At 70.4% G+C, this 24,232-nt stretch carries 19 protein-coding genes; 14 read left to right on the forward strand and 5 right to left on the reverse strand.

Features of this window, described 5'->3' with window-relative positions; translation table 11 throughout:
* Positions 1-87 precede the first annotated feature (87 nt).
* The 3 genes from obgE (at position 88) to ACFV9G_RS26170 (ending at position 3,830) form a co-directional block, all read left to right on the forward strand.
* The gene (gene obgE / locus ACFV9G_RS26160) at positions 88-1,650 is read left to right on the forward strand and encodes a GTPase ObgE (RefSeq protein WP_378731556.1); all 1,563 of its coding nucleotides are present in this window, start codon (positions 88-90) and stop codon (positions 1,648-1,650) included.
* A gap of 96 nt (positions 1,651-1,746) precedes the next feature.
* Positions 1,747-2,859 (forward strand): glutamate 5-kinase, encoded by a 1,113-nt coding sequence (proB, locus tag ACFV9G_RS26165; RefSeq protein ID WP_378731558.1) that lies wholly within the window; start codon positions 1,747-1,749, stop codon positions 2,857-2,859.
* Positions 2,856-3,830 (forward strand): endonuclease/exonuclease/phosphatase family protein, encoded by a 975-nt coding sequence (locus ACFV9G_RS26170; protein WP_378731560.1) that lies wholly within the window; start codon positions 2,856-2,858, stop codon positions 3,828-3,830. Before proB ends, ACFV9G_RS26170 begins: the two co-directional genes overlap by 4 nt.
* Positions 3,831-3,842: 12 nt before the next feature.
* Here the strand turns inward: ACFV9G_RS26170 and ACFV9G_RS26175 are convergent, their stop codons facing one another.
* On the reverse strand, positions 3,843-4,382 hold the full coding sequence (locus ACFV9G_RS26175) for a GNAT family N-acetyltransferase (protein WP_378731563.1): 540 nt from the start codon (positions 4,380-4,382) through the stop codon (positions 3,843-3,845).
* 433 nt (positions 4,383-4,815) lie between these two features.
* On the opposite strand from ACFV9G_RS26175, the gene ACFV9G_RS26180 reads away from it, so the two are divergent.
* Positions 4,816-6,087 (forward strand): DUF222 domain-containing protein, encoded by a 1,272-nt coding sequence (locus tag ACFV9G_RS26180; RefSeq protein ID WP_378731566.1) that lies wholly within the window; start codon positions 4,816-4,818, stop codon positions 6,085-6,087.
* Positions 6,088-6,770: 683 nt separating this feature from the next.
* Positions 6,771-7,571, forward strand: a complete 801-nt coding sequence (locus ACFV9G_RS26185) for a phosphotransferase enzyme family protein (RefSeq protein ID WP_378731568.1) — start codon at positions 6,771-6,773, stop codon at positions 7,569-7,571.
* Positions 7,572-7,575: 4 nt separating this feature from the next.
* Here the strand turns inward: ACFV9G_RS26185 and ppk2 are convergent, their stop codons facing one another.
* Positions 7,576-8,466, reverse strand: coding sequence for a polyphosphate kinase 2 (gene ppk2 / locus ACFV9G_RS26190; RefSeq protein WP_378731570.1), 891 nt, complete (start codon positions 8,464-8,466; stop codon positions 7,576-7,578).
* A gap of 81 nt (positions 8,467-8,547) precedes the next feature.
* Here ppk2 and ACFV9G_RS26195 point away from each other — a divergent pair, with 81 nt between their 5' ends.
* From ACFV9G_RS26195 to ACFV9G_RS26210, 4 genes are read left to right on the forward strand one after another with little or no spacing between them, the layout of a single operon-like run.
* Positions 8,548-9,741, forward strand: a complete 1,194-nt coding sequence (locus ACFV9G_RS26195) for a cysteine desulfurase family protein (RefSeq protein WP_378731572.1) — start codon at positions 8,548-8,550, stop codon at positions 9,739-9,741.
* On the forward strand, positions 9,738-10,838 hold the full coding sequence (mnmA, locus tag ACFV9G_RS26200) for a tRNA 2-thiouridine(34) synthase MnmA (protein ID WP_378731574.1): 1,101 nt from the start codon (positions 9,738-9,740) through the stop codon (positions 10,836-10,838). The genes ACFV9G_RS26195 and mnmA overlap by 4 nt, the downstream gene beginning before the upstream one ends.
* Positions 10,835-11,833 carry a methionine synthase gene (locus ACFV9G_RS26205; RefSeq protein WP_378731577.1) on the forward strand — a complete coding sequence of 333 codons (999 nt, stop codon included), beginning with the start codon at positions 10,835-10,837 and terminating at the stop codon, positions 11,831-11,833. The genes mnmA and ACFV9G_RS26205 overlap by 4 nt, the downstream gene beginning before the upstream one ends.
* Before the next feature lie 9 nt (positions 11,834-11,842).
* The gene (locus ACFV9G_RS26210; protein ID WP_378731579.1) at positions 11,843-12,949 is read left to right on the forward strand and encodes a hypothetical protein; all 1,107 of its coding nucleotides are present in this window, start codon (positions 11,843-11,845) and stop codon (positions 12,947-12,949) included.
* Positions 12,950-12,955: 6 nt separating this feature from the next.
* Here ACFV9G_RS26210 and ACFV9G_RS26215 read toward each other — a convergent pair whose 3' ends face one another.
* Positions 12,956-14,497: a hypothetical protein gene (locus ACFV9G_RS26215; RefSeq protein WP_378731581.1), complete on the reverse strand. Its 1,542-nt coding sequence runs from the start codon at positions 14,495-14,497 to the stop codon at positions 12,956-12,958.
* A gap of 218 nt (positions 14,498-14,715) precedes the next feature.
* Here ACFV9G_RS26215 and ligA point away from each other — a divergent pair, with 218 nt between their 5' ends.
* The gene (gene ligA / locus ACFV9G_RS26220) at positions 14,716-16,830 is read left to right on the forward strand and encodes an NAD-dependent DNA ligase LigA (RefSeq protein WP_378731594.1); all 2,115 of its coding nucleotides are present in this window, start codon (positions 14,716-14,718) and stop codon (positions 16,828-16,830) included.
* Positions 16,831-16,855: 25 nt separating this feature from the next.
* A complete protein-coding gene (locus ACFV9G_RS26225; protein ID WP_378731583.1) occupies positions 16,856-19,123 on the forward strand; it encodes a glycosyltransferase family 2 protein in 2,268 nt (755 codons plus the stop codon).
* Between the two features lie 12 nt (positions 19,124-19,135).
* On the opposite strand, the gene ACFV9G_RS26230 is transcribed toward ACFV9G_RS26225, so the two are convergent.
* Entirely contained in the window at positions 19,136-20,254 is a 1,119-nt protein-coding gene (locus tag ACFV9G_RS26230) for a hypothetical protein (protein ID WP_378731585.1), read from the reverse strand.
* Positions 20,251-20,760 carry a SigE family RNA polymerase sigma factor gene (locus tag ACFV9G_RS26235; RefSeq protein WP_378731587.1) on the reverse strand — a complete coding sequence of 170 codons (510 nt, stop codon included), beginning with the start codon at positions 20,758-20,760 and terminating at the stop codon, positions 20,251-20,253. The genes ACFV9G_RS26230 and ACFV9G_RS26235 overlap by 4 nt, the downstream gene beginning before the upstream one ends.
* A gap of 142 nt (positions 20,761-20,902) precedes the next feature.
* On the opposite strand from ACFV9G_RS26235, the gene gatC reads away from it, so the two are divergent.
* From gatC to gatB, 3 genes are read left to right on the forward strand one after another with little or no spacing between them, the layout of a single operon-like run.
* Positions 20,903-21,202: an Asp-tRNA(Asn)/Glu-tRNA(Gln) amidotransferase subunit GatC gene (gene gatC / locus ACFV9G_RS26240; RefSeq protein ID WP_091049380.1), complete on the forward strand. Its 300-nt coding sequence runs from the start codon at positions 20,903-20,905 to the stop codon at positions 21,200-21,202.
* Positions 21,199-22,692 carry an Asp-tRNA(Asn)/Glu-tRNA(Gln) amidotransferase subunit GatA gene (gene gatA / locus ACFV9G_RS26245; RefSeq protein ID WP_378731590.1) on the forward strand — a complete coding sequence of 498 codons (1,494 nt, stop codon included), beginning with the start codon at positions 21,199-21,201 and terminating at the stop codon, positions 22,690-22,692. Before gatC ends, gatA begins: the two co-directional genes overlap by 4 nt.
* Positions 22,689-24,182: an Asp-tRNA(Asn)/Glu-tRNA(Gln) amidotransferase subunit GatB gene (gatB, locus tag ACFV9G_RS26250; RefSeq protein ID WP_378731592.1), complete on the forward strand. Its 1,494-nt coding sequence runs from the start codon at positions 22,689-22,691 to the stop codon at positions 24,180-24,182. Before gatA ends, gatB begins: the two co-directional genes overlap by 4 nt.
* Positions 24,183-24,232 lie beyond the last annotated feature (50 nt).

Raw genomic sequence — 24,232 nt, forward strand, 5'->3', positions numbered from 1 at the left:
CGCCTCGCTCGCTTCGCTTCGCTTCGCTCCAAGGCGTCAAGATGCGCCGACTCGGCAGTCCTGCGGGGTCGGCCTTAAGGTGAGCGCATGGCTGTACCCACTTTCGTCGACCGCGTCACCCTCCACGTCGAGGCCGGTCGCGGCGGACACGGGGTGGCGTCGGTGCACCGCGAGAAGTTCAAGCCGCTCGGCGGCCCCGACGGCGGCAACGGCGGTCCGGGCGGATCGATCATCCTGCGCGTCGACCCCGACGTGACCACGCTGATCGACTACCACCACAGCCCCAAGCGCAAGGCCCCCAACGGCGGCCAGGGCGCCGGTGACCACAAGAACGGCGCCCACGGCGAGGACATGGTGCTCTCCGTCCCCGACGGCACCGTGGTGACCGACATGAACGGCAACGTGCTGGCCGATCTGGTCGGCCCGGGCTCCGAGCTGGTGATCGCCGAAGGTGGCCGTGGCGGCCTCGGCAACGCGGCGCTGGCCTCCTCCAAGCGCAAGGCCCCCGGCTTCGCGCTCCTCGGCGAGCCGGGCGAGGCGCGAGAGATCGGGCTCGAGCTCAAGGTCGTGGCCGACATCGGGCTGGTTGGGTTCCCGAGCGCCGGCAAGTCGTCCCTGATCGCGGCCATCTCGCGAGCCAGGCCGAAGATCGCCGACTACCCGTTCACGACCCTGGTGCCCAACCTCGGCGTCGTGAAGGGCGGCGAGATCACCTTCACCGTCGCTGACGTACCGGGCCTGATCGAGGGTGCGGCCGACGGCCGCGGGCTCGGCCACGAGTTCCTGCGCCACATCGAGCGCTGTGCCGCGCTCGTCCACGTCATCGACACCGCGAGCATCGAGCCGGGCCGCAACCCGATCGACGACCTCGACGTCATCGAGAACGAGCTCTCCCGCCACGGCGGTCTCGAGGACCGGCCCCGGCTGGTCGCGCTCAACAAGGTCGACGTCCCGGACGGGCGGGACATCGCCGAGATGACCATCGGCGAGTTCGAGAAGCGCGGGATGAAGGTCTTCGAGATCTCCGCGGCCTCCGGCGAGGGCACCCAGCAGCTGATCTACGCGATGGCCGAGCTGGTCGCCGCCTCCCGCAAGGACGTTCCGGTGGCGCCGCCGACCAGGATCGTGCTGCGCCCCGAGGGTGCCGAGGGCAAGGGCGGCTTCACGGTCAAGGTCTCGAAGAACGGCGAATACCTCGTCCGCGGCCCGCAGCCCGAGCGTTGGGTGCGCCAGACCGACTTCGAGAACGAGGAGGCCGTCGGCTACCTCGCCGATCGTCTCAACCGGCTCGGCGTCGAGCTGCGCCTGGTCGAGCTCGGGGCCCAGGAGGGCGACACCGTCATCATCGGCGACCCGGCCAACGCGGTCGTCTTCGACTTCCGTCCCTCGATCGAGACCGGTGCCGAGATGCTCGGTCGCCGTGGCGAGGACCAGCGCTTCTACGAGGAGCGCCCCGCTGCCTCCCGCCGGCGGGAGATCGACGCCGGGATGGAGACCAAGGAAGAGTACGAAGCCCGCGCCGACGTCGCCCGACGGCTGCGTGACGGGGCCGGCCCGGTGGCGTACGAGATCGGCGGAGACGACGACCCGGACGCCGACTGGGCCGAGAGCGACCCGTCGGCGGACTCGGCACAGCGCTCGGCGGAGTAGCGCCGCTCGACCAGCGGAAACGTGCGGTTCGACCGGCATCGGCGCCGGTAGGATCCGGCGAAGCGGAGAGCACAGGCTGACGTACGAGGGGGATCGGTGCAGCGCGAGGTCGTGACCGGGGCACGCCGGGTGGTGGTCAAGGTCGGGTCGTCGTCGCTGACGACGGCCGCGGGAGGCATCGACCCCGACCGGGTCAGCGCACTGGTCGACGTGCTCGCCAAGACCCGGGCCGCCGGGGCCGAGGTCGTGCTGGTCTCTTCGGGGGCGATCGCGGCCGGGCTGTCCCCGCTGGGGCTGGCGAAGCGTCCGCGGGCGCTGGCCAAGCAGCAGGCGGCGGCGAGCGTGGGTCAGGGTCTGCTGGTCCACCGCTACACCGACGAGCTCGCCAGGCACGGCATCATCGCAGGTCAGGTGCTGCTCACGGTCGACGATCTGAACCGGCGGGCGCACTACCGCAACGCCGACGCGACGCTGTCGAAGCTGCTCGACCTGGGTGTGCTCCCGATCGTCAACGAGAACGACACGGTGGCCACCTCCGAGATCCGGTTCGGCGACAACGACCGGCTCGCGGCGCTGGTGGCCCATCTGGTCAAGGCCGACCTGCTGGTGCTGCTCAGCGACGTCGACGCGCTCTATGACGCGCCGCCCTCACACCCTGGTTCGCAGCGGATCGGCGAGGTCGCCTCGCTCGAGGACCTCGCCGGGGTGACCATCGGCAAGGCGGGTGCCGCGGGCGTCGGCACCGGGGGCATGGTGACCAAGCTGGAGGCCGCCCGGATCGCGGTCGAGGACGGCGTACCGGTCGTGCTCACCTCGGCCGCTCAGGCCGGAGCGGCTCTCGCGGGCGAGGCGGTCGGCACCCTGTTCCATGCCGTCGGCAAGCGGCGCCCTGCGCGCCTGCTGTGGCTCCAGCACGCCACCGAGCCGGTCGGCTCGATCACCGTCGACGCCGGCGCGGTCGCCGCGATCAGCAAGCGGGGTGCCTCGCTGCTGGCGGCGGGCGTCACCGGTTCCTCCGGGGCGTTCCATGCAGGTGACCCGGTCGACGTCGTCGACCCGTCGGGTGTGGCTGTCGCACGCGGCCTGGTGAACTACGACGCCGACGAGATCCCCCGGCTGGCCGGCCGTTCCTCCGGCTATCTCGAGGCCAACCTGGGCGCTGCGTACGCTCGGGAGGTCATCCACCGCGACGACCTGGTAGTGCTGTGAGTCGTGCTCGGTGGGTGCCGCTGGCGCTGGCGTGGGGAGTGCTGGTCCTCTGCGGCTTGCCCGCGCTGGCGATCACGTTCTCCCGGGCACTGGCGAGCACGGACCTGCGGGCGGTGCGCCTGGCCGCGTTCGCGCCCTTCGGCGTCGGGTTGTACGCCCTGTGCCTGGTCGCGGTCCTGGTGCTGGTCTGGCTGGCCACCGGTCCCGGGCGGATCCGGTTCGCGGTCCTCGCCGGTGTCGTCGCGCTGCTGCTGGCGGTGCACGTGGCCTGGCAGGCGCCGCTCTACGCGGGATCTCGCGCGACCAGCGCCGGTGAGCCGTTGACGGTGATGACCACCAATCTGTTCGAGGGCAAGGGCGAGACCGACGCGGTGGTCGAGGCGGTGCGCGCGCACAAGGTCAACGTGCTCGCCGTCCAGGAGATCACCCCGGAGGCGTTCGCGGAGCTGTCGAGGACGCTGCGCGACCAGCTGCCCTACCGGATCGGCGAGGCCGCCCCCGGCACCACCGGCACGATGATCTTCGCCGACCAGCCGATCACCAAGTCGCGCCGTCTCGACACGTCCATGGGCTCGTGGGTCGCCGATGTCGGCGAGCGGCGGGTCATCGTCGCCCACCCGGCCCCGCCCACGCTCGCGTCGTGGCCGGCCGAGCAGGAGCTGATGATCGAGGAGGCGGCCGCCGAGAAGCCCGACCTCGTCCTGGGCGACCTGAACGCCTCGCTCGACCACCACACGGTCAGGCGGCTGCTCGACGACGCCGACGTGCAGGACGCGGCCCGGGCCAGCAACGCCGGATGGCAGCCCACCTGGCCGACCGAGGGGTTCGCCGGCGTACCTCTCCCGCCGTCGACCGCGATCGACCATGTGCTGATCGGGGACGCGCTGGTCGCGCTCGCGACCGAGACGGTCGAGGTGCCGGGGTCCGACCACATGGCGCTGGTCGCCTACCTCGGTGCTCCTGAGGAGTGACGCTCCGCCCGGCTAGCCGGTCTTGAGCACCCCGAACCACTGCTCGGCGCCGTAGGCATCGAACCGTTCGACCTCGACGAACCCGAGCTTCTGGGCCAGGCGCAGGGAGCGTTCGTTGGCCACCTGGGTGGTGAGGACGACCGGCTCGCCCGGGAGGGTCCTCTCGATCCAGCCGAGCGCGGCCCGGGTCGCTTCGGTCGCGATGCCTTTGCCCCAGGTGGTCGGGAGAAGCTCGTAGCCGAGCTCGACCTCGTCGCCCTCCTCGCGTACGTGGTGGGCCCAGGCTCTGTCGCGACGTTGGATCGTGATCCTGCCGATGAACTCGCCGGCGTGCTCGACCGCGAAGATTCCGGGCCTGGTGTTCGGGTCCTCGGGGATCAGCTGTTCCAGCTCCTCTCGGGTGTGCTGCGGGCCGCCGAGGTAGGCCTGCACTTGCTCGTCCGAGAGGAGCTTGGCCAGCCCTGGTCTGTCCTTCGTCCTGGTCTCTCGGAGGATCAGGCGGTCGGTGACGATCGGGTCTGGGGGCCAAGGTACGTCGCCGAGGGGCTTCATGGCCTTGGACCGTAGCTGAGGTTGCGGGGTGGGCAGTTGCTTTTGGGTGTACGCGGGTTCGGCTGTTGTTTCGTTGTTGGTGTGGGCCGCCGACCCGTTCTCGAGGGTCTTCTCGATCTGGCCCGGCGTCAAGGACGCCCTTCGGGCGCCGGCTTCGCCGGCCGCTTCGCGGTCCTGGACTCCGGACCAGATCGAGAAAAGATTGGCTGGCTATCGGGGCGGCGGCCCGGGTGTGGCGCAGCGCATTCATTGCTGGGACAGATGGTGTTGATGGGGGTGGAGTGGTGGCCCTTCGGGCCACTTACCATCCACAGAAGCGATGCCGTTCGCTCACCGCGAAAATAGGCTTTGACCTGCACCTATGGGTGGTTAGGTATCCGTTCGAGGCGTAGAATCAGACCCATCACGACACACCTCTGAAGGGAGGGAAGCGATGAGTCTCGAGCACGGCGTCAACCACTGGGGCACCAACCCCAGTGACCCGATCGACACCGAACTGGCCGCCATCGAATCCTCCCTCGACAAGCTGCTCGCGAGCGACCCGGCCTACTGGCGCACCGGCCAGAAGAAAGACCGCCTGGCCCAGCTGGAGAAGATCCACGCCAAACAAGCCGCCTTGAAACTGCGGGTCCTCGCGGCGGCCGGCGACATCGCCGAAGAGACCGGCGCGAAGGACGCGTCGGGATGGCTGCGGACCGAGCTGTTGGTCGACAAGGGAGTGGCTCGCTCCCAGATCAAACTCGCCGCCAGCGTGTCCAAGTACGACCTCGTCGCTGCTGGTCTGGCCGAGGGTGTGGTGTCCCAGGACAAGGCGAGGGTGATCACGAAGGCGCTCGATGCCGTCGAGGCTGACCCGGCCGCCAGCAGCGAAGACTTGACCCTGGCCGAGAAGATGCTGGTCGACTATGCCGCCTGGACGACCGCGAACGAGCTCAAGATCGCCGGACGCCGCATCCTCGCCGAGATCGACCCCGCCCGGTTCGAAGAAGCCGAAGCCAAAGCCCTGCAGCGGGAAGAAGAGCACGCCGCCCGGCGCACCTTCTACTCCGCCCGCGACAACGGCGACGGCACCATCGACCTCCACGCGAGAGTCTCCCGCGCCGTCGGGATGAGGCTGCGCACGATCTTGGACTCGCTGGCTCAGCCGAGGAAGCTGTCGGCGGAGAACCGGGGCCGCAAGGCCCCCTATGACCGGCTGCTGGGCCAGGCGTTCGCCCGCGTGATCGAGACTTACGACGTGGACCTCCTCCCCAGGCACGGTGGTCACGCCACCACGGTCTTCATCACCATGAGCGTGGACGACCTCCGCAACGACCTCCGCACGGCGGCCCTCGGCTTCGACGGCGAGAAGATCACCGCCGCCGAGGCCCGAAGGATGGCCTGCAACGCCGACCTAGTCCCCGCGGTGCTGGGCACCAACTCCGAAGTGCTGGACCTGGGTCGTACCGCCCGCCTGGCCCACCCGATCCAACACCGGGCACTCCGGCTCCGAGATCAGGGCTGCCAAGCCGAGGACTGTGATGCGCCCGCCGCCTGGACCGAGGCCCACCACCTCAAACCCTGGTCCGAAGGCGGCAAGACAGACCTGGCGAACATGGTGTTGCTGTGCCCCAGCGACCATCGTCGGATCCACGACGCCAATTGCCTCTATGAGCGGCTCCCGGACGGGCAGATCCGGTTCGCTCGACGTGCTCGAACCGGCTGACCCGCGACGACGTCGTGGCCGCAGCCGTAGCCCGACCGCGCCCGAGCCCGAGCCGGCGCCCGCGCCGGCCGCCAGGCTCGTCGCGTCGATAGGGCCGGATTCGGACTGATCTGGACGGGCCCATCCGATCCGTCGGCACTGTCGCCCCCTGCGCCGCTTCATGCCTGTCCGCAACACTCGTCGATGCGGCCGTCTTGATCCTTGTCCCCGCTGTTGCTGCTCAGCTTCGAGGACGTCGCGGCCAGGCGAATCAGTGCCTGCGTGCGGGCGCAGGCGTGTTCGACCTTGTGTGCCTGTCCATGGGATCTCGCCTGAGACGGAGATGGTGAGCATCCAGGGAGGAAGCACCACCAGCCACGATGGCTTGCCGTCGACTTGCGTAGGCACCGAGGAGTACCCGCTCGACCAGGAGTCCCCGACCCCAGATCCCAGGCCCGTACGCAACCAAGGACTCCGCGCCAGACCCTGCCGCCGACCCGATAGCCAGCCAAAATTCTCGGGGTCGGCCGGTGTCAAGGATCGCCGCAGGCGACCGGCGAAAGCCGGCGGCCGCAGGCCGTCCTTTACTCCGGGCGAGACCGAGAACACCCTACGTAACGGGTCGGCGGCCATCAGCCCCAAGAGGCAACGACCAGCACGCGACGCCCATGACCGCCCCCCACCCACCTGCTTGACTGCGACCCATGACAACGCCGATCAGCATGCTCTGGGAGTCGGCCGAGCCGGACGCCGCGCTGACCGAGCGGTTCGGCTTCGAGACCGCGGCTGACGCGATCGACTGGCTGAAGGGCGTACTCGGCGAAGACTGGGGGCTGGAGGTGGAGGGGTGCGAGCGGTTGGTGATCAGCGACGCCAACTGTCTGGCTTGGATCGTCGTCGACGGCTGCCGGATGGTCGCCAAGTGGTCGATGCGGCCGCGCGTGTTCGCGCGCTTGGCGGAGATCGCTCGGCTCACGGTGTGGCTGGGGGAGCGGGGGATACCTGTCTCGGTGCCGCTTGCGGCTAGGGACGGCAGGGTCCAGGTGGAGGTCGACGGGTTCTCGCTGGGGCTCCAGCGGGTGATCGAGGGCGAGCTGCTGGACATCACCGACCCGGTGCAGGTCCGGGCCGCGGGGGAGATGCTCGCGCGGATGCATGTCGTGATGTCCGACTACCCGGGCACGATCCCCACCGAGGAGCCGCCGGTGCCGGGTGCTCAGCTGGTCGGCAACGACTTCAGGTCGGCCAACATCCTCTGGGCGGACGGGAGGATCGTGGCGGTCCTTGATCTGGAGGAGAGCGCGTACCGGCGCCGGGTGGACGACCTCGCCCAAGCATCCATCCTCCTCGGGACGCGCTATCACGACTGGGCGCCGACGCCGGCCGAGGTGCGTGGGGCGTTCGTCGCGGCGTACGTCTCGGTTCTTCCGCTCGAGAAAGGCGGCGCCGGCGCGCTCGATGACAGCGTCGAGGCGCACCTGACGCGCATCCCGTGGCCGGGGTGATTCGTCAGTCGCCGACGGCGTCGATGCCGCGCTGGACGATGAGGGGGTCGGGGGTGCCGACTATGTCGGTGTCCTTCTCGTCGTAGTCGTGGTGGGCGAGGAAGTAGCGCATCGCGTTGAGGCGGGCGCGCTTCTTGTCGTTGGAGCGGATCGTGGTCCACGGCGCCCAGTCGGTGTCGGTGCGGCGGAACATCTCCTCCTTCGCGGCGGTGTAGGAGTCCCACTTGTCCAGCGACTGGACGTCGATCGGGGAGAGCTTCCACTGCCGCACCGGGTCGATCTGGCGGATGATGAAGCGGGTCCGCTGCTCCGAGCGGCCGACCGAGAACCAGAACTTCGTGAGGGTGATGCCGGAGTCGACGAGCATCTGCTCGAAGAGCGGCACCTGGTGCATGAACTGCTCGTACTGGTCGTCGGAGGCGAAGCCCATGACCCGCTCGACGCCGGCGCGGTTGTACCAGGACCGGTCGAAGAGGACCATCTCGCCGGCGGTGGGCAGGTGCTGGACGTACCGCTGGAAGAACCACTGCTGCGACTCCCGGTCCGACGGCTTGGAGAGCGCGACCGTGCGGGCGTAGCGGGGGTTGAGGTGCTCCATGAACCGCTTGATCGTGCCGCCCTTCCCGGCTGCGTCCCGGCCTTCGAAGAGCAGCACGTGCTTGCCGCCGACGCGGTCGTTCCAGCGCTGGAACTTCAGCAGCTCGACCTGGAGGAGGTACTTCTGCTCGTCGTAGGCCTCGCGCTCGATCCGCTCCGGGTAGGGGTAGTTCTCGCGCCAGGTGTCGACGGCCTTGCCGGCCGGGTCCAGGAGCACCGGATCGTCATCGTGATCCTCGCCGATGGTGTGACCCTCGGTGATCAGGTTGTCGATGTATTCGCGGAATCCCTGTGACATGCGCCTGACCCTAGGTAGGCGAGGTGAACGGGCGGCGACGTTTCAGCAAGCGCGGCCATCGGGCCGTAACCTTGGTAGACGATGAACCCCCGGACCGTCTACCTGGACCACGCCGCCACCACGCCCATGGCCTCGGCGGCGATCGAGGCTATGACCGCGGAGCTGGCGCTGGTCGGCAACGCGAGCTCGCTGCACGCATCGGGTCGCCGTGCCCGCCGGGTGCTGGAGGAGTCCCGAGAACGGATCGCGGCCGCGCTCGGGTCCCGCCCGGGTGAGGTCGTCTTCACCTCCGGTGGCACCGAGGCCGACAATCTCGCGCTCAAGGGCGCCTACTGGGCCCGCCGCGGCCAGGACCCGGGGCGCACCCGGATCCTGGCGTCCACCGTCGAGCACCACGCCGTGCTCGACCCACTGCACTGGCTGGAGTCGACCGAGGGCGCCCACGTCGAGCTGGTCCCGTGCGACGCGACCGGCCGCATCGACCTCGCCGCGATGAAGGAGGCCATCGAGCGCGACCCCGCCTCGGTCGCGCTCATCTCGGTGATGTGGGCCAACAACGAGGTCGGCACGCTGCAGCCGGTCACCGACATCGCTGCGATCGCCGCCGAACACGGGATCCCGGTCCACACCGACGCCGTCCAGGCGGTCGGCGCGGTGCCGGTCGACTTCGCCACCAGCGGCGTCGACGCGCTCTCCCTGACCGGCCACAAGCTCGGCGGACCGGTGGGCGCCGGCGCGCTGGTCGTACGCCGCGAGCTCGAGCTGACCGCGCTCGTCCACGGCGGCGGCCAGGAGCGAGACGTACGCAGCGGCACCCACGCCACCGCGGCCATCGCCGGCTTCGCGGCCGCGGTCGAGCTCGCGGTCAAGGAGCAGGAGGCCTACGCGAGCAGGGTCGGGGCACTGCGTGACCAGCTGGTCGCGCAGGTGCTTTCGAAGGTGCCCGACACCCACCTCAACGGCCCGCCGCTGGAGCCGCTGGGCCGTTACCGGCTCCCCAACAACGCCCAGATCGCGTTCCCGGGGTGCGAGGGCGACTCGCTGCTGATGCTGCTCGACGCGGCCGGGGTCGAGTGCTCGACCGGTGCGGCCTGCTCGGCCGGCGTACCTCAGGCCTCTCACGTGCTCCTCGCCATGGGGCAGTCCGACGAGCAGGCGCGCTCCTCGCTGCGCTTCTCGCTCGGTCACACCACCACGGCCGAGGACGTGGACCGGCTGGTGGCGGCGATCGGGCCCGCCGTCGAGCGCGGCCGCGCGGCAGGGCTGCAGCGATGAGGATCGTCGCTGCCATGTCCGGCGGGGTGGACTCCGCCGTCGCTGCCGCACGTGCGAAGGAAGCCGGCCACGACGTCACCGGCGTCCACCTGGCGCTCTCGCGCAACCCGGCGTCCTATCGTTCGGGCGCGCGCGGGTGCTGCACGATCGAGGACTCCAACGACGCCCGCCGTGCCGCCGACGTGATCGGGATCCCGTTCTACGTCTGGGATCTCTCCGACCGCTTCCACGAGGACGTGGTCGAGGACTTCATGTCGGAGTACGCCGAGGGGCGCACGCCCAACCCGTGCCTGCGCTGCAACGAGAAGATCAAGTTCGCCGCCGTGCTGGACCGGGCGCTCGCGCTCGGCTTCGACGCGGTCGCGACCGGCCACTACGCGACGCTTCGTGAAGATGCCGACGGGCTGGTCGAGCTGCACCGTGCCGTCGACGGCGGCAAGGACCAGTCCTACGTGCTCGGGGTGCTCGATCAGGCCCAGCTGCGCCACTCGCTGTTCCCGCTCGGCGACACCCCGAAGCCGCTGGTGCGGGAGGAGGCCGCTCGCCGTGGCCTGCTCGTCGCCGACAAGCCCGACTCCCACGACATCTGCTTCGTCGCCGACGGCGACAACGCCGGCTGGCTGCGCGAGAAGCTGGGTGAGCGGGCCCCCAACGAGTCCGGGCCCATCGTCGACGAGACGGGTGAGGTCCTGGGCGAGCACCAGGGGACGTACGCCTACACGATCGGGCAGCGCAAGGGACTCCGCCTCGGCAAGCCCGCGCCCGACGGGAAGCCCCGGTTCGTGCTCGACATCGAGCCGGTCACCGCGACCGTCACGGTCGGGCCGCGCGAGCATCTCGCCGTCGACCACCTCTCCGGGATCCGTCCGCGCTGGGCCGGGCGTGCGCCCGAGGGCGTCCTGGAGGGCACCGTCCAGCTGCGCGCACACGGCGACGAGCACCGGGCCCGGGTGACCGTGGTTCCCGAAGGAGCCGAGATCGAGCTGCTCGACCCCGCCTACGGCATCGCGCCGGGCCAGGCCGCGGTCATCTACGACGGCACCCGCGTCGTCGGCTCGGTCACCATCTCCACGACCCGCCGGGTGGCGCTCGCGTGAGGGCTACCGGAGTCGGGTCGCTGCCTGGTGAGGACTACGCAGAGGCCTTCCGTGTCGTGCTCGGTGAGCTCGCCGACCTGCCGCACCTGCCCGAGCTGCCCGCACGTGGCGCGATCGCGAACATGACCGGCCGGGCGCTGGCTGTGCTCGAGGGACTCGACGCCGACCTGCAGCCCGCGGGCTGGCGCCTGACCGGCACCTCCGGCTCTGCAGGGGTCGACCACCGGCGCGCCCGCAGCCTGCTCGCCCAGGACCTCGACACCGTCGAGGAGCTGGCCCAGGACTCTCCGCTCGTCACCGGCGGCGGTGCGTTCAAGATCCAGGTAGCCGGACCGTGGACCCTGGCCGCCACCGTGGAGCGGCCGCGCGGCGACAAGCTGCTCGCCGACCACGGTGCCCGGCGTGACCTGGCGCAGGCGCTGGCCGACGGCGTACGCACCCACATCCGTGACGTACGCCGCCGCCTCCCGGGCGCTGACACCCTGGTCGTCCAGGTCGACGAGCCGGCGCTGAGTGCCGTGCTCAACGCCCAGGTTCCGACCGCCTCGGGGTTCGGCAAGCATCGCAGCATCGACCTGCCCGAGGCCTCCGAGGCGCTGGAGTGGGTGCTCGGCGCGATCGCCGATGAGGGCGCGACCCCGTGGGTGCACTCGTGCGCTCCCGGCACCCCGCTGGGCCTGCTCCGCAAGGCCGGCGCGAAGGGGATCAGCGTCGATCTGACCCAGCTCACAGCCGCCGACCACGACGAGCTGGCCACGGCTCTGGAGGCCGGCGACACGGTCGCGCTCGGCGTGGTCCCGGCGGTCGCGCCGGCAGGCGCCGCGCCCACCGACAAGTCGGTCACCGAGACCGTGGAGCGCTGGCTCGACATGCTCGGGCTGGATGCTGCCCACGACATCGTGCTGACGCCCGCGTGCGGCCTCGCCGGTGCCGATGGGCGGTGGGCCCGCACGGCTCTGCGCATCCTCACCGAAAGCGCGCGCCACCTGGCGTAGATTCCCCTCATGCAAAGACGGGGGATGGCACTGCTGGCCGCGGCTCTTCTGCTCGCCGGCTGTGGCAGCGAGGCGCGCCAGGCGGACGAGGCGCAGGAGGCGGACGAGAAGCCCAGGCCGACGCAAGCAGCGAGCATCGACCCGGCCGACCTGCGGCCCGGAAACCAGCCCGCGACGCCCGAGGCGATCGCGGCGATCACGCTCCAGCGCGTACAGGTCGAGCCGGAGGCGTTCGAGGGCGGCGACCTCTACTTCGAGCGGGACGAGGTCGGCACCGTGCTCCTGTGGGGAGCCGATCACTCGCTGGAGGTGAAGGCCGGTCCGGTCGACGACGACCTCCTCTCGACCTGGTGCCGCGACGGGATGTCGGGCTGTGTCGAGGTGAAGGGCGAGACCGGCACGGCCACCGTCGCCTGGGACCTTGCGACCGACGACGGCACCCCCGGCCAGCTAATGGTCTCCCACGCCGCCGGCGGGGAGGAGCGCCGGGCCGCCTACGTCGGCGAGAAGATCACCGGCGACCCCCGCAAGCTGGATCTCGAGGTGAGCGTCGACGATCTGGTCGCTCTGGTCACCGATCCGCGTCTCGGCACGAAGACGACCATGAAGATGACGAAGGCGCAGGTCAGCGGCTTTCCCTCGGCCGGCGCCAACGGCACCGACGAGGTCGCGCTGACCGCCGGGGCGATCGCGGCGGGACTGCTCGATACCAAGGCGTACGCCGACGTCGACTCCTTCGAGAAGGCCGACGTCTCGGCCTACGGCAAGGGTGCCTTCGGCGTCGTCGGCACCACCCCCGGCGGCGGCACCGTCACCGCGGTCCACGCCCCGAACCTGCCCGCCGGGAAGCGGAAGTGCCCCGCGACGCTCACCTGCTCCAAGGGCGACACCGACGGCTACGACGGCTGGACCGACGGGTCGGCCGAGACCGTCCGCTGCCATCCGGCTGAGGGGGACGCCCGCGCCTTCTGTGCGGTCGTACGCCAGGAGGCACCCGCCCCGTTCCCCGGGGACGACCTCGACCCGGTCCTCGCCGGGCTCGAGACGGCCCTGGAGACGCTGTGGCCGACCGTTGCGGCCGAGACCGCCGCTCGGGGTGAGTCGCTGGTCGGCTGAGCGCGCTCAGCGTCCGGCGACCCGCTGGCCCTCGTAGGCCTGGGCTCGCTGGCTCGGCGGGGCGAACGACTCCGGCGGGCGCGGCTGACGATGGGTCGGCTGGGGGACCGGCTGAGGGACCGGCTGCTGAGGCAGCTGCTGCTGACGAGCCGCGTGCTGAGGTGCTGCGTGCTGAGGGGCCGCGTGCTGAGGAGCCGGCTGGCGGCGGTTCGGCTGACGCTGGATCGACGGCTGCGCTTCCGGCAGACGGCGGGGAAGCTCGGTCTCGTGACGAGGCGGCTGCGGCTGATACTGCGCGGGATGCTGTGCGGAATGCTGGGGCTGACGCTGCGGCTGGCGCGGATGGGCCGGGTAAGGCCCGGAGGCCTGCCGGGGGTCGGACTGATAGCGCGGCGGCGCCTGCGCGTAGCTCGGCTCGTCCCACTCCCGGTCGCGCCTGCGGCGTCCGGAGAGCATGGCGACGGCAGCGCCCACGAGAGCGAGGACGATCATCGAGGCGACGATGATCCAGGTCAGTGCGCCGACGCCGCCCTCTTCGGCAGAGGCCGCCTTCTTCACGGCTCCCGCCGCCGGGGCACAACCGCTCTGGACGCACTCGCCGTCGCTCGGGGTGCCGGTCACGACGAACGAGATCCCGCGGTTCACCGAGCCCTGGAAGGTGATGGTGTGCTTGCCGAGGCCGATGTCCTTGGGCAGCCGGCCGGACCACTTCGCGACGCCGTGGCCGTTGGCCTTGACGCTGGTCGAGAGGACCAGCGGGGTCGAGTAGACGACGACCCTGATGCCGGTCTCGTTGGGCTTGAACCCGGAGGCCTCGGCGTGGATGACGTCCTCGGCGTCCACGGAACCGTCGTCGACCCCGGTGAGGGTCACGCCCTTGGCGGTCGGCGGCTCCTCGGGCGCGGTCCACGGCTTCTTGGGCGCCTTGTCCTTCGGCTTGTCGCCGGAGCCGGCACCTGCACCGTCGCCGGACTCGCCACCGGCGGGGCGGCCCGAGGACGTACCGCCGCCGGTGCCCGAACCGGAGCCCGAACCCGAGCCGGATCCGTCGGAGGATCCGGTGTCGCCGGCCGGCTCGTCCGGGGTCGGCGAGCTGCTGGGCTGGGCGAGCGCGTCGAAGTCGAAGGGGATCTTCGCCTGCCTCGACTCGGAGGAGTCGTAGATGTCGCGGCCGCCACCACGCATGGTCATGATCTGGTAGGTGGTGTCCGGGTCGAGCTCGGCGACCTGGGCGGCGTCGAGGGTGAACCGGTAGGTCCAGTCCTCGGGGTCGTCCGGGTTGATGACGACCGACTTGATGAACGTGTTCCTGGTGCCTGAGCCGAGGTAGCCGGAGGGGTTGAGCGCGATCTCGATGCCGGGCGTCTTGCCGTTGTAGTCGGTGCCGTGGACATCGATCACCACGCCGTCCTTCGACTGCGACACGAGCGAGATCTCGACGGCAGCGTTGGAGAAGACGCTCCCCAGCCCGAGCGCGTACGTAGCGCCGACCGGAGCCAGGACGATTGCGAGCGCTACCGACAGCGTCACCACGATCCGAGAGAACACGCAGACCTCACAAGGCGGTCACTGGGGGACTGGTGTCGGCCCGCCTTGCCCGACGCGGGAGGAAGGTAGCCCGATTTACCCTCTTCTGGTGACCCCCGTCACCCAGGTGTTGATCGGTTGCGTCGATATTGAGGCAGTCGAGTGTCGTTCGGGTCGATGAAACGCCGAAAACGCCCGGGTGGGTATGCCGTCGAGAAATGTCGGCGGGACCAGGCAAGATGGTGCCCGTGAACGATGACGTGACCGACGCGGGCCCGGAGCAGAAGAACGAGCACCAGGAGCTCGCCGAGCAGATCGAGGACGCGCGCTACCGCTACTTCGTGCTCGACGAGCCGACGCTCTCCGACGCCGACTACGACCAGAAGTGGCGGCGGATCAACGAGCTCGAGGAGCAGTTCCCCGAGCTGCGCACCCCCGACTCGCCGACCCAGAAGGTCGGTGGCACGTTCTCGACGGAGTTCACCGCGGTCGACCATCTGCAGCGGATGGAGTCGCTCGACAACGTCTTCTCGTTCGACGAGCTCGCCGGCTGGCACGCCCGGGTCGCCAAGGACGGGGCCGGCCAGGCCGAGCTGCTGTGCGAGCTCAAGGTCGACGGGCTGGCCATCAACCTGCTCTACGAGAAGGGCCGACTGGTCAGGGCGCTGACCCGTGGCGACGGCCGCACGGGCGAGGACGTCACCCCGAACGTACGCACCATCAAGTCCATCCCGCACCGGCTCACCGGCACCGACGAGTTCCCGGTGCCCGACCTGGTCGAGGTGCGCGGCGAGGTCTTCTTGTCCATCGAGGCCTTCGACAAGCTCAACGCCTCCCTGGTCGACGCGGGCAAGCCGATGTTCGCCAACCCGCGCAACTCCGCAGCCGGCTCCCTGCGCCAGAAGGACCCGCGGGTGACCGCGACCCGCGAGCTCGGGATGGTCTGCCACGGCATCGGCGCCCGGCAGGGCTTCCAGCCGGTGGCCCAGTCGCATGCGTACGACGCGCTGAAGGCCTGGGGGCTGCCCACCTCCAAGCGGGTCAAGGTGCTCAAGAGCCTCGCCGAGGTCGAGGAGTTCATCAGCTACTTCGGCGAGCACCGCCACGACGTCACCGAGCACGAGATCGACGGGGTCGTCATCAAGGTCGACGACATCTCGCTGCAGCGCCGCCTCGGCTCGACCAGCCGCGCGCCACGGTGGGCGATCGCCTACAAGTACCCGCCGGAGGAGGTCAACGCCAAGCTGCTCGCCATCGACGTCGGCGTGGGCCGCACCGGCCGGGTCACGCCGTTCGGTGTCATGGAGCCGACCAAGGTCGCCGGCTCGACCGTCGAGCGCGCGACGCTGCACAACGCCCACGAGGTCAAGCGGAAGGACGTACGCCCCGGCGACACGATCATCCTCCGCAAGGCCGGCGACGTCATCCCGGAGATCCTCGGCCCGGTGCTGCCGCTGCGGCCCGAGGGGCTGCCGGCGTGGGTGATGCCCACCGAGTGCCCCGCGTGCGGCACCACGCTCGCCGAGCAGAAGGAGGGCGACAAGGACCTGCGCTGCCCCAACCACCGCGGCTGTCCGGCGCAGGTGCGGGAGCGGGTCTTCTTCGCCTCCGGACGGGGTGCCTTCGACATCGAGGGGATGGGCTACGAGGCGGCGGACGCGCTGCTGGCCGCCGAGGTGATCACCAACGAGGGCGACATCTTCTCGCTCGACGAGGCCAAGCTCGCCACCACGGCCTTCTTCACCCGAGCCGCGAAGAAGACCGAGAAGGAGGCCGGTGCCGGCGACCGGGTGCTCAATGCCAACGCCATCGGCCTGCTGCGCAACCTGGAGGAGCGCAAGCAGGTCCCGCTGTGGCGGGTGCTGGTCGCGCTCTCCATCCGCCATGTCGGCCCGTCCGCGGCCCGGGCTCTGGCCACCGAGTTCGGCTCGCTGGACGCCGTCTGGGCCGCCTCCCAGGAGGAGCTCGCCGACACCGAGGGCGTCGGCGGGATCATCGCCGAGGCCATCGTCGAGTGGCGCCAGGTCGACTGGCACCAGGAGATCGTGGAGAAGTGGCGTACGGCCGGGGTCTCCCTCGCCGACGAGCGCGACGAGTCGGTGGCGCGCACCCTCGAGGGCCTGACCATCGTCGTCACCGGGTCGCTGGAGGACTTCTCCCGCGACGGCGCCAAGGAGGCGATCATCAGCCGTGGCGGCAAGGCCGCGGGCTCGGTCTCGAAGAAGACCGACTACGTCGTGGTCGGCGAGAGCGCCGGCTCCAAGGCGGCCAAGGCCGAGGAGCTGGGCCTGCCGATCCTCGACGAGGCCGGTTTCAAGGTACTGCTGGAGTCCGGCCCGAATGGACTCGGCTAGAAAATACCCCCCATAGTGTGGCGTCGTGCTCGACGTCCTTCCCCCACTCCTCACGGTCGCCGCGGTCCTGCTGGTCCCGGCGACCGTGCTGCTGTTCACGATCCGTACGCCCCGCGCCGGTTCCCTCGCGGCGGCCACGGCGATCCAGGCGGCGATCCTCACCGCGGTGGTCGCCCTCGGGGTCGGCATGCTGCTCGGCCAGGACATCGTCCGGGCCGCGATCGGCGGCGTCGTCCTCGGTGCCTCGCTGCTGGCCTGGTTGCCCGCGGCGCGGGACTGGGACGTACGCGGTCTGGTCGCCTGGGCGCTCACCATCGACGTCGGCCTGCTCTACCTGACCTATGTCGGGCTGTGGACGGTCACCACCCACCCCGGGGTGTGGACGACGACGCTGTCGAGCGTGCTGTGGCTGCTGGAGATCTTCGTCTTCCTGATCGGCGTCGGCTACCTGTGGGAGATGGTCGACGTGCTCGCCCGGCGCCGCTGGCGCGGATGGCCGACGCGGGGTGAGCACCACCCTGGCTGGCGCCACCCGTTCGTGAGCCTGCACGTGCCGACCCACAACGAGCCGCCCGAGATGGTCATCGAGACGCTCCGGCGGATGCTGGAGCTGGACTACGACGCGTACGAGATCCTGGTCATCGACAACAACACCGACGACCCGGCCCTGTGGCGGCCGGTGCAGGACTTCTGCGAGCAGTACGACGGCGTCACCTTCATCCACCTGGCGAACTGGCCGGGGTTCAAGTCCGGGGCGCTCAACTACGCGCTGACGAGGATGAACCCGCTCACCGAGGTCGTCGGGATCGTCGACGCCGACTACCACGTCGCCCGGGACTTCCTGGCCCACAACGCCCCGCTGTTCAGCGACGACTCGGTGGCCTTCGTGCAGACGCCGCAGGACTACCGGGACTGGGACGTCTCGCCCTACTTCCGACGCCTCTACCACTCCTACGGCTACTTCTTCGACGTCAGTCAGGTCTCGCGCAACGAGCGCAACGGCGCCATCTTCGGCGGCACCATGGGACTGATCCGGGCCTCCGCGCTGGTCCGCTCCGGCGGCTGGGACGAGTGGTGCATCACCGAGGACGCCGAGCTGTCGCTGCGGCTGCTGAAGATGGGCTACAACGGGATGCACGTCGACCGCTCCTACGGCCACGGCGTGATGCCGCTGACCTTCGAGACGCTCAAGAAGCAGCGGTTCCGGTGGTGCTTCGGCGGCATCCAGATCCTGCGGATGCACTGGCGCTCGCTGCTGCCCGGGCGACGCACCGAGGACAACCAGTTGACGCTGTCGCAGCGCTGGGCCTACCTCGTCGGCGGGTTGCAGTGGTTCGGTGACCTCGCCGGAGCGCTGTTCACCTTCTTCCTGATCTCGGGTGCGCTCGATCTGATGCTCGGCGGGGGTCTGGTCGTACGCCGCCTCTCGGGGCTCCTTCTGTTCGCCACCGTCGCGCTGGTGCTCTTCGGCGCGGCCCGCTCGATCGCGCTCGTCCGGCTCCGCGGCGGGGCCTCCTGGGCTGACGCGCTCGGTGCCTTCGGGCTCTGGCTGGCGCTCGGGGTGACCGTCGTGCGGGCCTCCTGGCTCGGCCTGGTCTCGCGGGAGGGCACGTTCCTGCGTACGCCGAAGATCAAGGGGCAGCCCCGGTTGCGGGACGTGGTGCGGGGCAATCTGGTGGAGTCGGTCGCGGCCCTGATCTGTCTGACGGTCGCGGTCTTGGTCGGTGTGACGGGCGGGGCGACCGGGGTCGCCGTCGCGGCGCTGCTCGCCTTCCAGGGGATCGGCTACGCACTGGCACCGATCAACAGCTGGGCGGCGATCCGCAGTGACCTGCCCGCCGACCTGCGTCGCCGCCGCGAGCGGATCTGGGCCTGGAGCGCGGCCGCGGCGGCCCCCGCGGCCCGGCGCGGTGGGCTGGTGCTGGTGTTCACCTCGGTGCTGCTCGCCGGGCTGGTCGCACTCGCGGCACCGGTGGGCAGCCCGAAGGTGCCTGAGGTGGGCGACGTCCACGGGGCGCTCGAGAAGAAGCGGCAGGCCAAGGACGACGACGCGTCTACCGAGCGGAGCCCGGCTCCGGAGGCGACCGCGGACCCGACCCAGGCTCCGGAGAGCACCCCGAGCCAGGGCGGCACCACGGCCAGCACTCAGCCGACCGAGGCAGCCGATCCGACCCCGTCGGCCGATCCCACCCGCGGGGCCGCCCCGACCCAGGCCGCGACCGGGCAGCCCGGCTCGGGCGGCAGGCCGACCGACAAGCCGTCCAACGGCGGTGGCCCGAACAAGCCGCAGTAGGCCTGCAGGCCGTCAGGACTGGTTCATCGTGCCGCTGATCGTGTCGGCGCGCTTCTTCAGAGTGACCGGCGTATCGGCGCACTCCTGGCCGACCTCGTCGCATATCTCCACCTTCGTCCCGGACGCCCGGATCAGCTGCCCCTCGGGGGTCCAGCCGATGTGGTCGCCGAGCTCGACGGCGGTCTCGGTGCCCTGGCCGAGGACGTGGATCGGCGCGGTGGCGGTGTCATAGCGGCAGTTGTCGTTCTCGTCGCACATCGCGTAGGGAGCCGCCAAGGCGTGGTTGCCGTCGGGCGAGAGCTCGAGCCTGATCAGGTCGTCGGGGTAGTCGGAGGAGCGAGTGGTCAGGAGCACCTGGCCCGTGGCCACCTCGACCACTCTCTGGGTCTCGCCGGTCGCATCCTGCGTCACCGCGCGGCCGTTGATCACCTCGGTGGTGTAGCCGCCCGGGAGCCCCTTCGAGGTCGACACCTCTCCAGCGCGCCAGGCGACGTCGAGGGTGCGGTCGTCGAGGGCGACGTAGACGTGCTCCCCGTCGACGGCGACCGGCGGGGTCTTCCAGCCGGCCCAGGTGTACTTCCCGGAGACCGGGACGTCGGCGACCTTCTCGCCGGTGCCGAGATCGACGACGCGGACCAGCCAGCCCTCGCCGTCCTCGACGGTCCAGGAGACGTAGGGCGAGTCTGGGTCGGTGCCGATCAGCCGGTCGCTCACGTCGCCGAGGTCGAGCGGCTGCACGCCGGCCGTCGTGATCAGCGAGAGGCGGGCGTTGTCCTCGGTGCTCCGGGCGAGCAGCCCGACCGAGGTGTAGCGCAGGTCGTTCACCGTGCCGCCGTACGTCACCACGCTCCCGTCACCGAAGTGGACCGTGCCGCCCTCGGCGACCGCCCAGCCCCGGGGGTCGCCCTCGGCCGCGGCGATGTGGGGCTCGTCGCCACCGAGCGTCCCGCTCAGGGCGTACGTCCCGACCGCGCCGGCCATGACCAGTGCTGCCGTGCCTGCGACCCAGCGGGCCCGCCGGCGCCGGCGGATGGTGCGGGTGCGGTGGCGGAGCTCGTCGGTGGCCAGACGAGGGACGGACACCTCGTCGGCGGCGTCGCGGAGCAGCGTACGCAGGTCGTTGTCGGTCATGGGGTCACCTCCAGGGTGAGAGTCGGGTCGCCGAGCATGGTGCGGAGCTTGTCGAGGGCGAAGGAGGTCTGGCTCTTCACCGTGCCCTCCGAGCAGCCGAGGACGGCCGCGGTGCGGCGTACGTCGAGGTCCTCGTAGAAGCGGAGGACCACGACGGCGCGCTGGCGCGGAGGCAGCGCGGCGACCGCGTCGAGCAGCACCGAGCGGGTGGTCGGGTCGTTCTCGTGGCCGAGGTCGGGGAGGACCTCGGTGGGCTTCTCGCGGTTCCACGAAGCCTTCCGGAACCAGCTCATCGCGGTGTTGAACAGCACCTGCCTGGCGTAGGCGGGGGCGGCTTCGAGCGTGCGCACCCGGCCCCAGTTGCCGAAGGTCTTCGCCAGCGCCGTCTGGACCAGGTCCTCCGCGCTGGCGTGGTCCCCGACGAGCAGGTAGGCAGAGCGATAGAGCCGCGGCCAGGCAACCTGGGCGAACTCCTCGAACTGCTCCTCGGTGGGGGGTCTCGCCATCGATCCATCCGATCTCTCGAGCCGATTGTCAGGGTTGAGGACGCGGTGGGGCCACTGATCGGTTGTATGTGCGCGGAACTCCCGTCGTGCACGGGCACGGCCGAGGTGAGAGATGGGCGTTCGGCCGCCTAGGATGTGCGGCATGCCAGAAATCACCCGCGACGAGGTCGCGCACCTGGCCGACCTCGCCCGCATCGACCTCAGCGACGCCGAGCTCGATCACCTTGCCCCGCAGCTGCAGGTGATCCTCGAGTCCGTCGCCTCGATCCAGGGGCTTGCCGGCGACGACGTGCCTGCCACCTCCCACCCGCTTCCGATGACCAACGTCTTCCGTGAGGACGTCGTCGTGCCCGGCCTGACGCCGGAGCAGGCGCTCTCCGGTGCGCCTGCCGTCGAGGAGCAGCGATTCTCGGTGCCGCGGATCCTGGGGGACGAGCAGTGACTCTCATCGAGAAGACCGCCGCGGAGCTGATCGACGCGCTCGCCGCGGGCGAGACCACTTCGGTCGAGCTGACCCAGGCCCACCTCGACCGCATCGCCGCGGTCGACGGGGAAGTCCACGCCTTCCTGCACATCGACGCCGAGGGCGCGCTGTCCCAGGCCGCCGCCTCCGACGCGCGCCGGGCCAGCGGTGAGGCGCTGCATGCCCTCGACGGCGTACCGATCGCGGTCAAGGACGTGCTGACCACCACCGGTCTGCCGACGACCTGCGGCTCCAAGATCCTCGAGGGCTGGGTCCCGCCCTACGACGCGACCGTGGTCAAGAAGATCAAGGCGGCCGGTCTGCCGATCCTGGGCAAGACCAACATGGACGAGTTCGCGATGGGCTCCTCCACCGAGCACTCCGCCTACGGACCGACGAAGAACCCGTGGAAGCTCGACCGGATCCCCGGCGGCTCTGGTGGTGGCTCGGCCGCGGCCGTCGCCGCCTTCGAGGCGCCGCTGGCCCTCGGCACCGACACCGGTGGCTCGATCCGCCAGCCGGGCGCGGTCACGGGCACCGTCGGCGTGAAGCCGACCTACGGGTCCGTCTCCCGCTACGGGCTGGTCGCCCTGGCCAACTCGCTGGACCAGGTCGGTCCGGTGACCCGCACCGTCCTCGACTCGGCGCTCCTGCACGAGCTGATCGGCGGTCACGACCCGCTCGACTCGACCTCCACCACAACCCCGGTGACCGGGCTGGTCGACGCGGCCCGTGCCGGCGCGACCGGTGATCTCAAGGGGGTCAAGGTCGGCGTCATCAAGGAGCTCGCGGGCGAGGGCTGGGCCCCGGACGTGATGAGCAAGTTCAACGAGTCGGTCGACCTGCTCACCAAGCTGGGTGCCGATGTCGTGGAGGTCTCCACGCCGAGCTTCGAGCACGCGATGGCTGCCTACTACCTGATCCTGCCGGCGGAATGCTCCTCCAACCTGGCCAAGTTCGACGCGATGCGCTACGGCCTGCGGGTCACCCCTTCCGGCGACCCGTCCGCCGAGGACGTGATGAAGGCGAGCCGCGACGCGGGCTTCGGTGACGAGGTCAAGCGCCGCATCATCCTCGGCACCTACGCGCTCAGCAGCGGCTACTACGACGCCTACTACGGTCAGGCGCAGAAGATCCGCACGCTGATCATCGAGGACTTCAAGAAGGCCTTCGAGCAGGTCGACGTGCTGGTCTCCCCGACGTCCCCGTCGACCGCGTTCCCGCTGGGTGCGAAGCTCGACGACCCGCTGGCCATGTACATGCAGGACCTGGCCACCATCCCGGCCAACCTGGCCGGCACGCCCGGCATCTCCATCCCGGCCGGGGTCTCCGACGTGGACGGGCTGCCCGTCGGCGTACAGCTCCTGGCTCCGGTCCTGGAGGACGCCCGTCTCTACCGCGTCGGTGCCGCGCTCGAGGGCGCCATCGGTCCGGTGCTCTCGATCGACAAGCTGGAGGTGGCCCGATGACGGAGACACTGGTTCCGTTCGACGAGGTGCTGGAGCGCTACGACCCGGCCTTCGGGCTCGAGGTGCACGTCGAGCTCAACACCAACACCAAGATGTTCTGCGGCTGCCCGGCGACGTTCGGCGGCGAGCCCAACTCCCAGGTCTGCCCGACCTGTCTTGGCCTGCCCGGCTCGATGCCGGTCGTGAACGCCAAGGCCGTGGAGAGCGCCATCCGGATCGGCCTCGCGCTCAACGGCTCGATCGCGGAGTGGTGCCGGTTCGCCCGGAAGAACTACTTCTACCCGGACATGCCGAAGAACTTCCAGACCTCGCAGTACGACGAGCCGATCGTCTATGACGGCTACCTCGACGTCGAGGTCGAGGGGGAGACCTACCGGGTCGACATCGAGCGCGCCCACATGGAGGAGGACACCGGCAAGACCACCCACATCGGTGGCGCGACCGGCCGCATCCACGGCGCCGACTACTCGCTGGTCGACTACAACCGTGCGGGCATCCCCCTGATCGAGATCGTCACCCGCCCGATCATCGGCACCGGCGCCAAGGCGCCGCTGGTGGCGAAGGCCTACGTCGCCGCGCTGCGCGAGATCCTGCTGGGTCTCGGCGTTTCCGACGTACGCATGGACCAGGGCTCGATGCGCTGCGACGTCAACCTGTCGCTGTCCCCGAAGGGCTCCGGAGCGCTCGGGACGCGCACCGAGACCAAGAACGTCAACTCGCTGCGCTCGGTCGAGCGGGCCGTACGTTTCGAGATGTCGCGCCACGCCGGGATCCTCGACGCGGGGGAGGCGATCTTCCAGGAGACCCGCCACTTCCACGAGGACACCGGCACCACCTCGGCCGGCCGGCCGAAGTCGGACGCCGACGACTACCGCTACTTCCCCGAGCCCGACCTGGTGCCCGTGGCCCCGGCCCGGGAGTGGGTCGAGGAGCTGCGGGCGAGCCTGCCGGAGCGTACCGCCGACAAGCGGGCCCGCCTGCAGGTCGAGTGGGGCTACTCCGACCTGGAGATGCGCGACGTCTGGGCCGCCGGCGCTCTGTCGCTGATCGAGGCGACGGTCGCCGAAGGAGCCTCCGCCCAGGCCGCCCGCAAGTGGTGGATGGCCGAGCTCTCCCGCAGCGCCAACGACCGTGGCGTCGAGCTGGCCGAGCTCGGTGTCACCCCGGTGCAGGTCGCCGAGGTGCAGAAGCTGGTCGACGGCGGTTCGCTGACCGACAAGCTTGCCCGCCAGGTCTTCGAGGGCCTGCTCGCGGGTGAGGGCACGGTCGCAGAGATCATCGACGCCCGCGGCCTCGCGGTCGTCTCCGACGACGGCGCCCTGGGCTCGGCTGTCGACGACGCCATCGCCGCGCAGCCCGCGGTCGCGGACAAGATCCGCGGCGGCAACCAGGCCGCTGCCGGTGCGCTCATCGGTGCGGTCATGAAGGCGACCGGCGGCAAGGCAGACGCCAAGCGCGTGCGCGAGCTGATCCTCGAGAAGCTCGCCTAGCTCCAGGTTGTGAAGCTGAGAGTGGCCTATAGGTCACTCTAAGCATCACA

Source organism: Nocardioides sp. NPDC059952 (genome assembly GCF_042730435.1).
Classification (GTDB): Bacteria; Actinomycetota; Actinomycetes; order Propionibacteriales; family Nocardioidaceae; genus Nocardioides.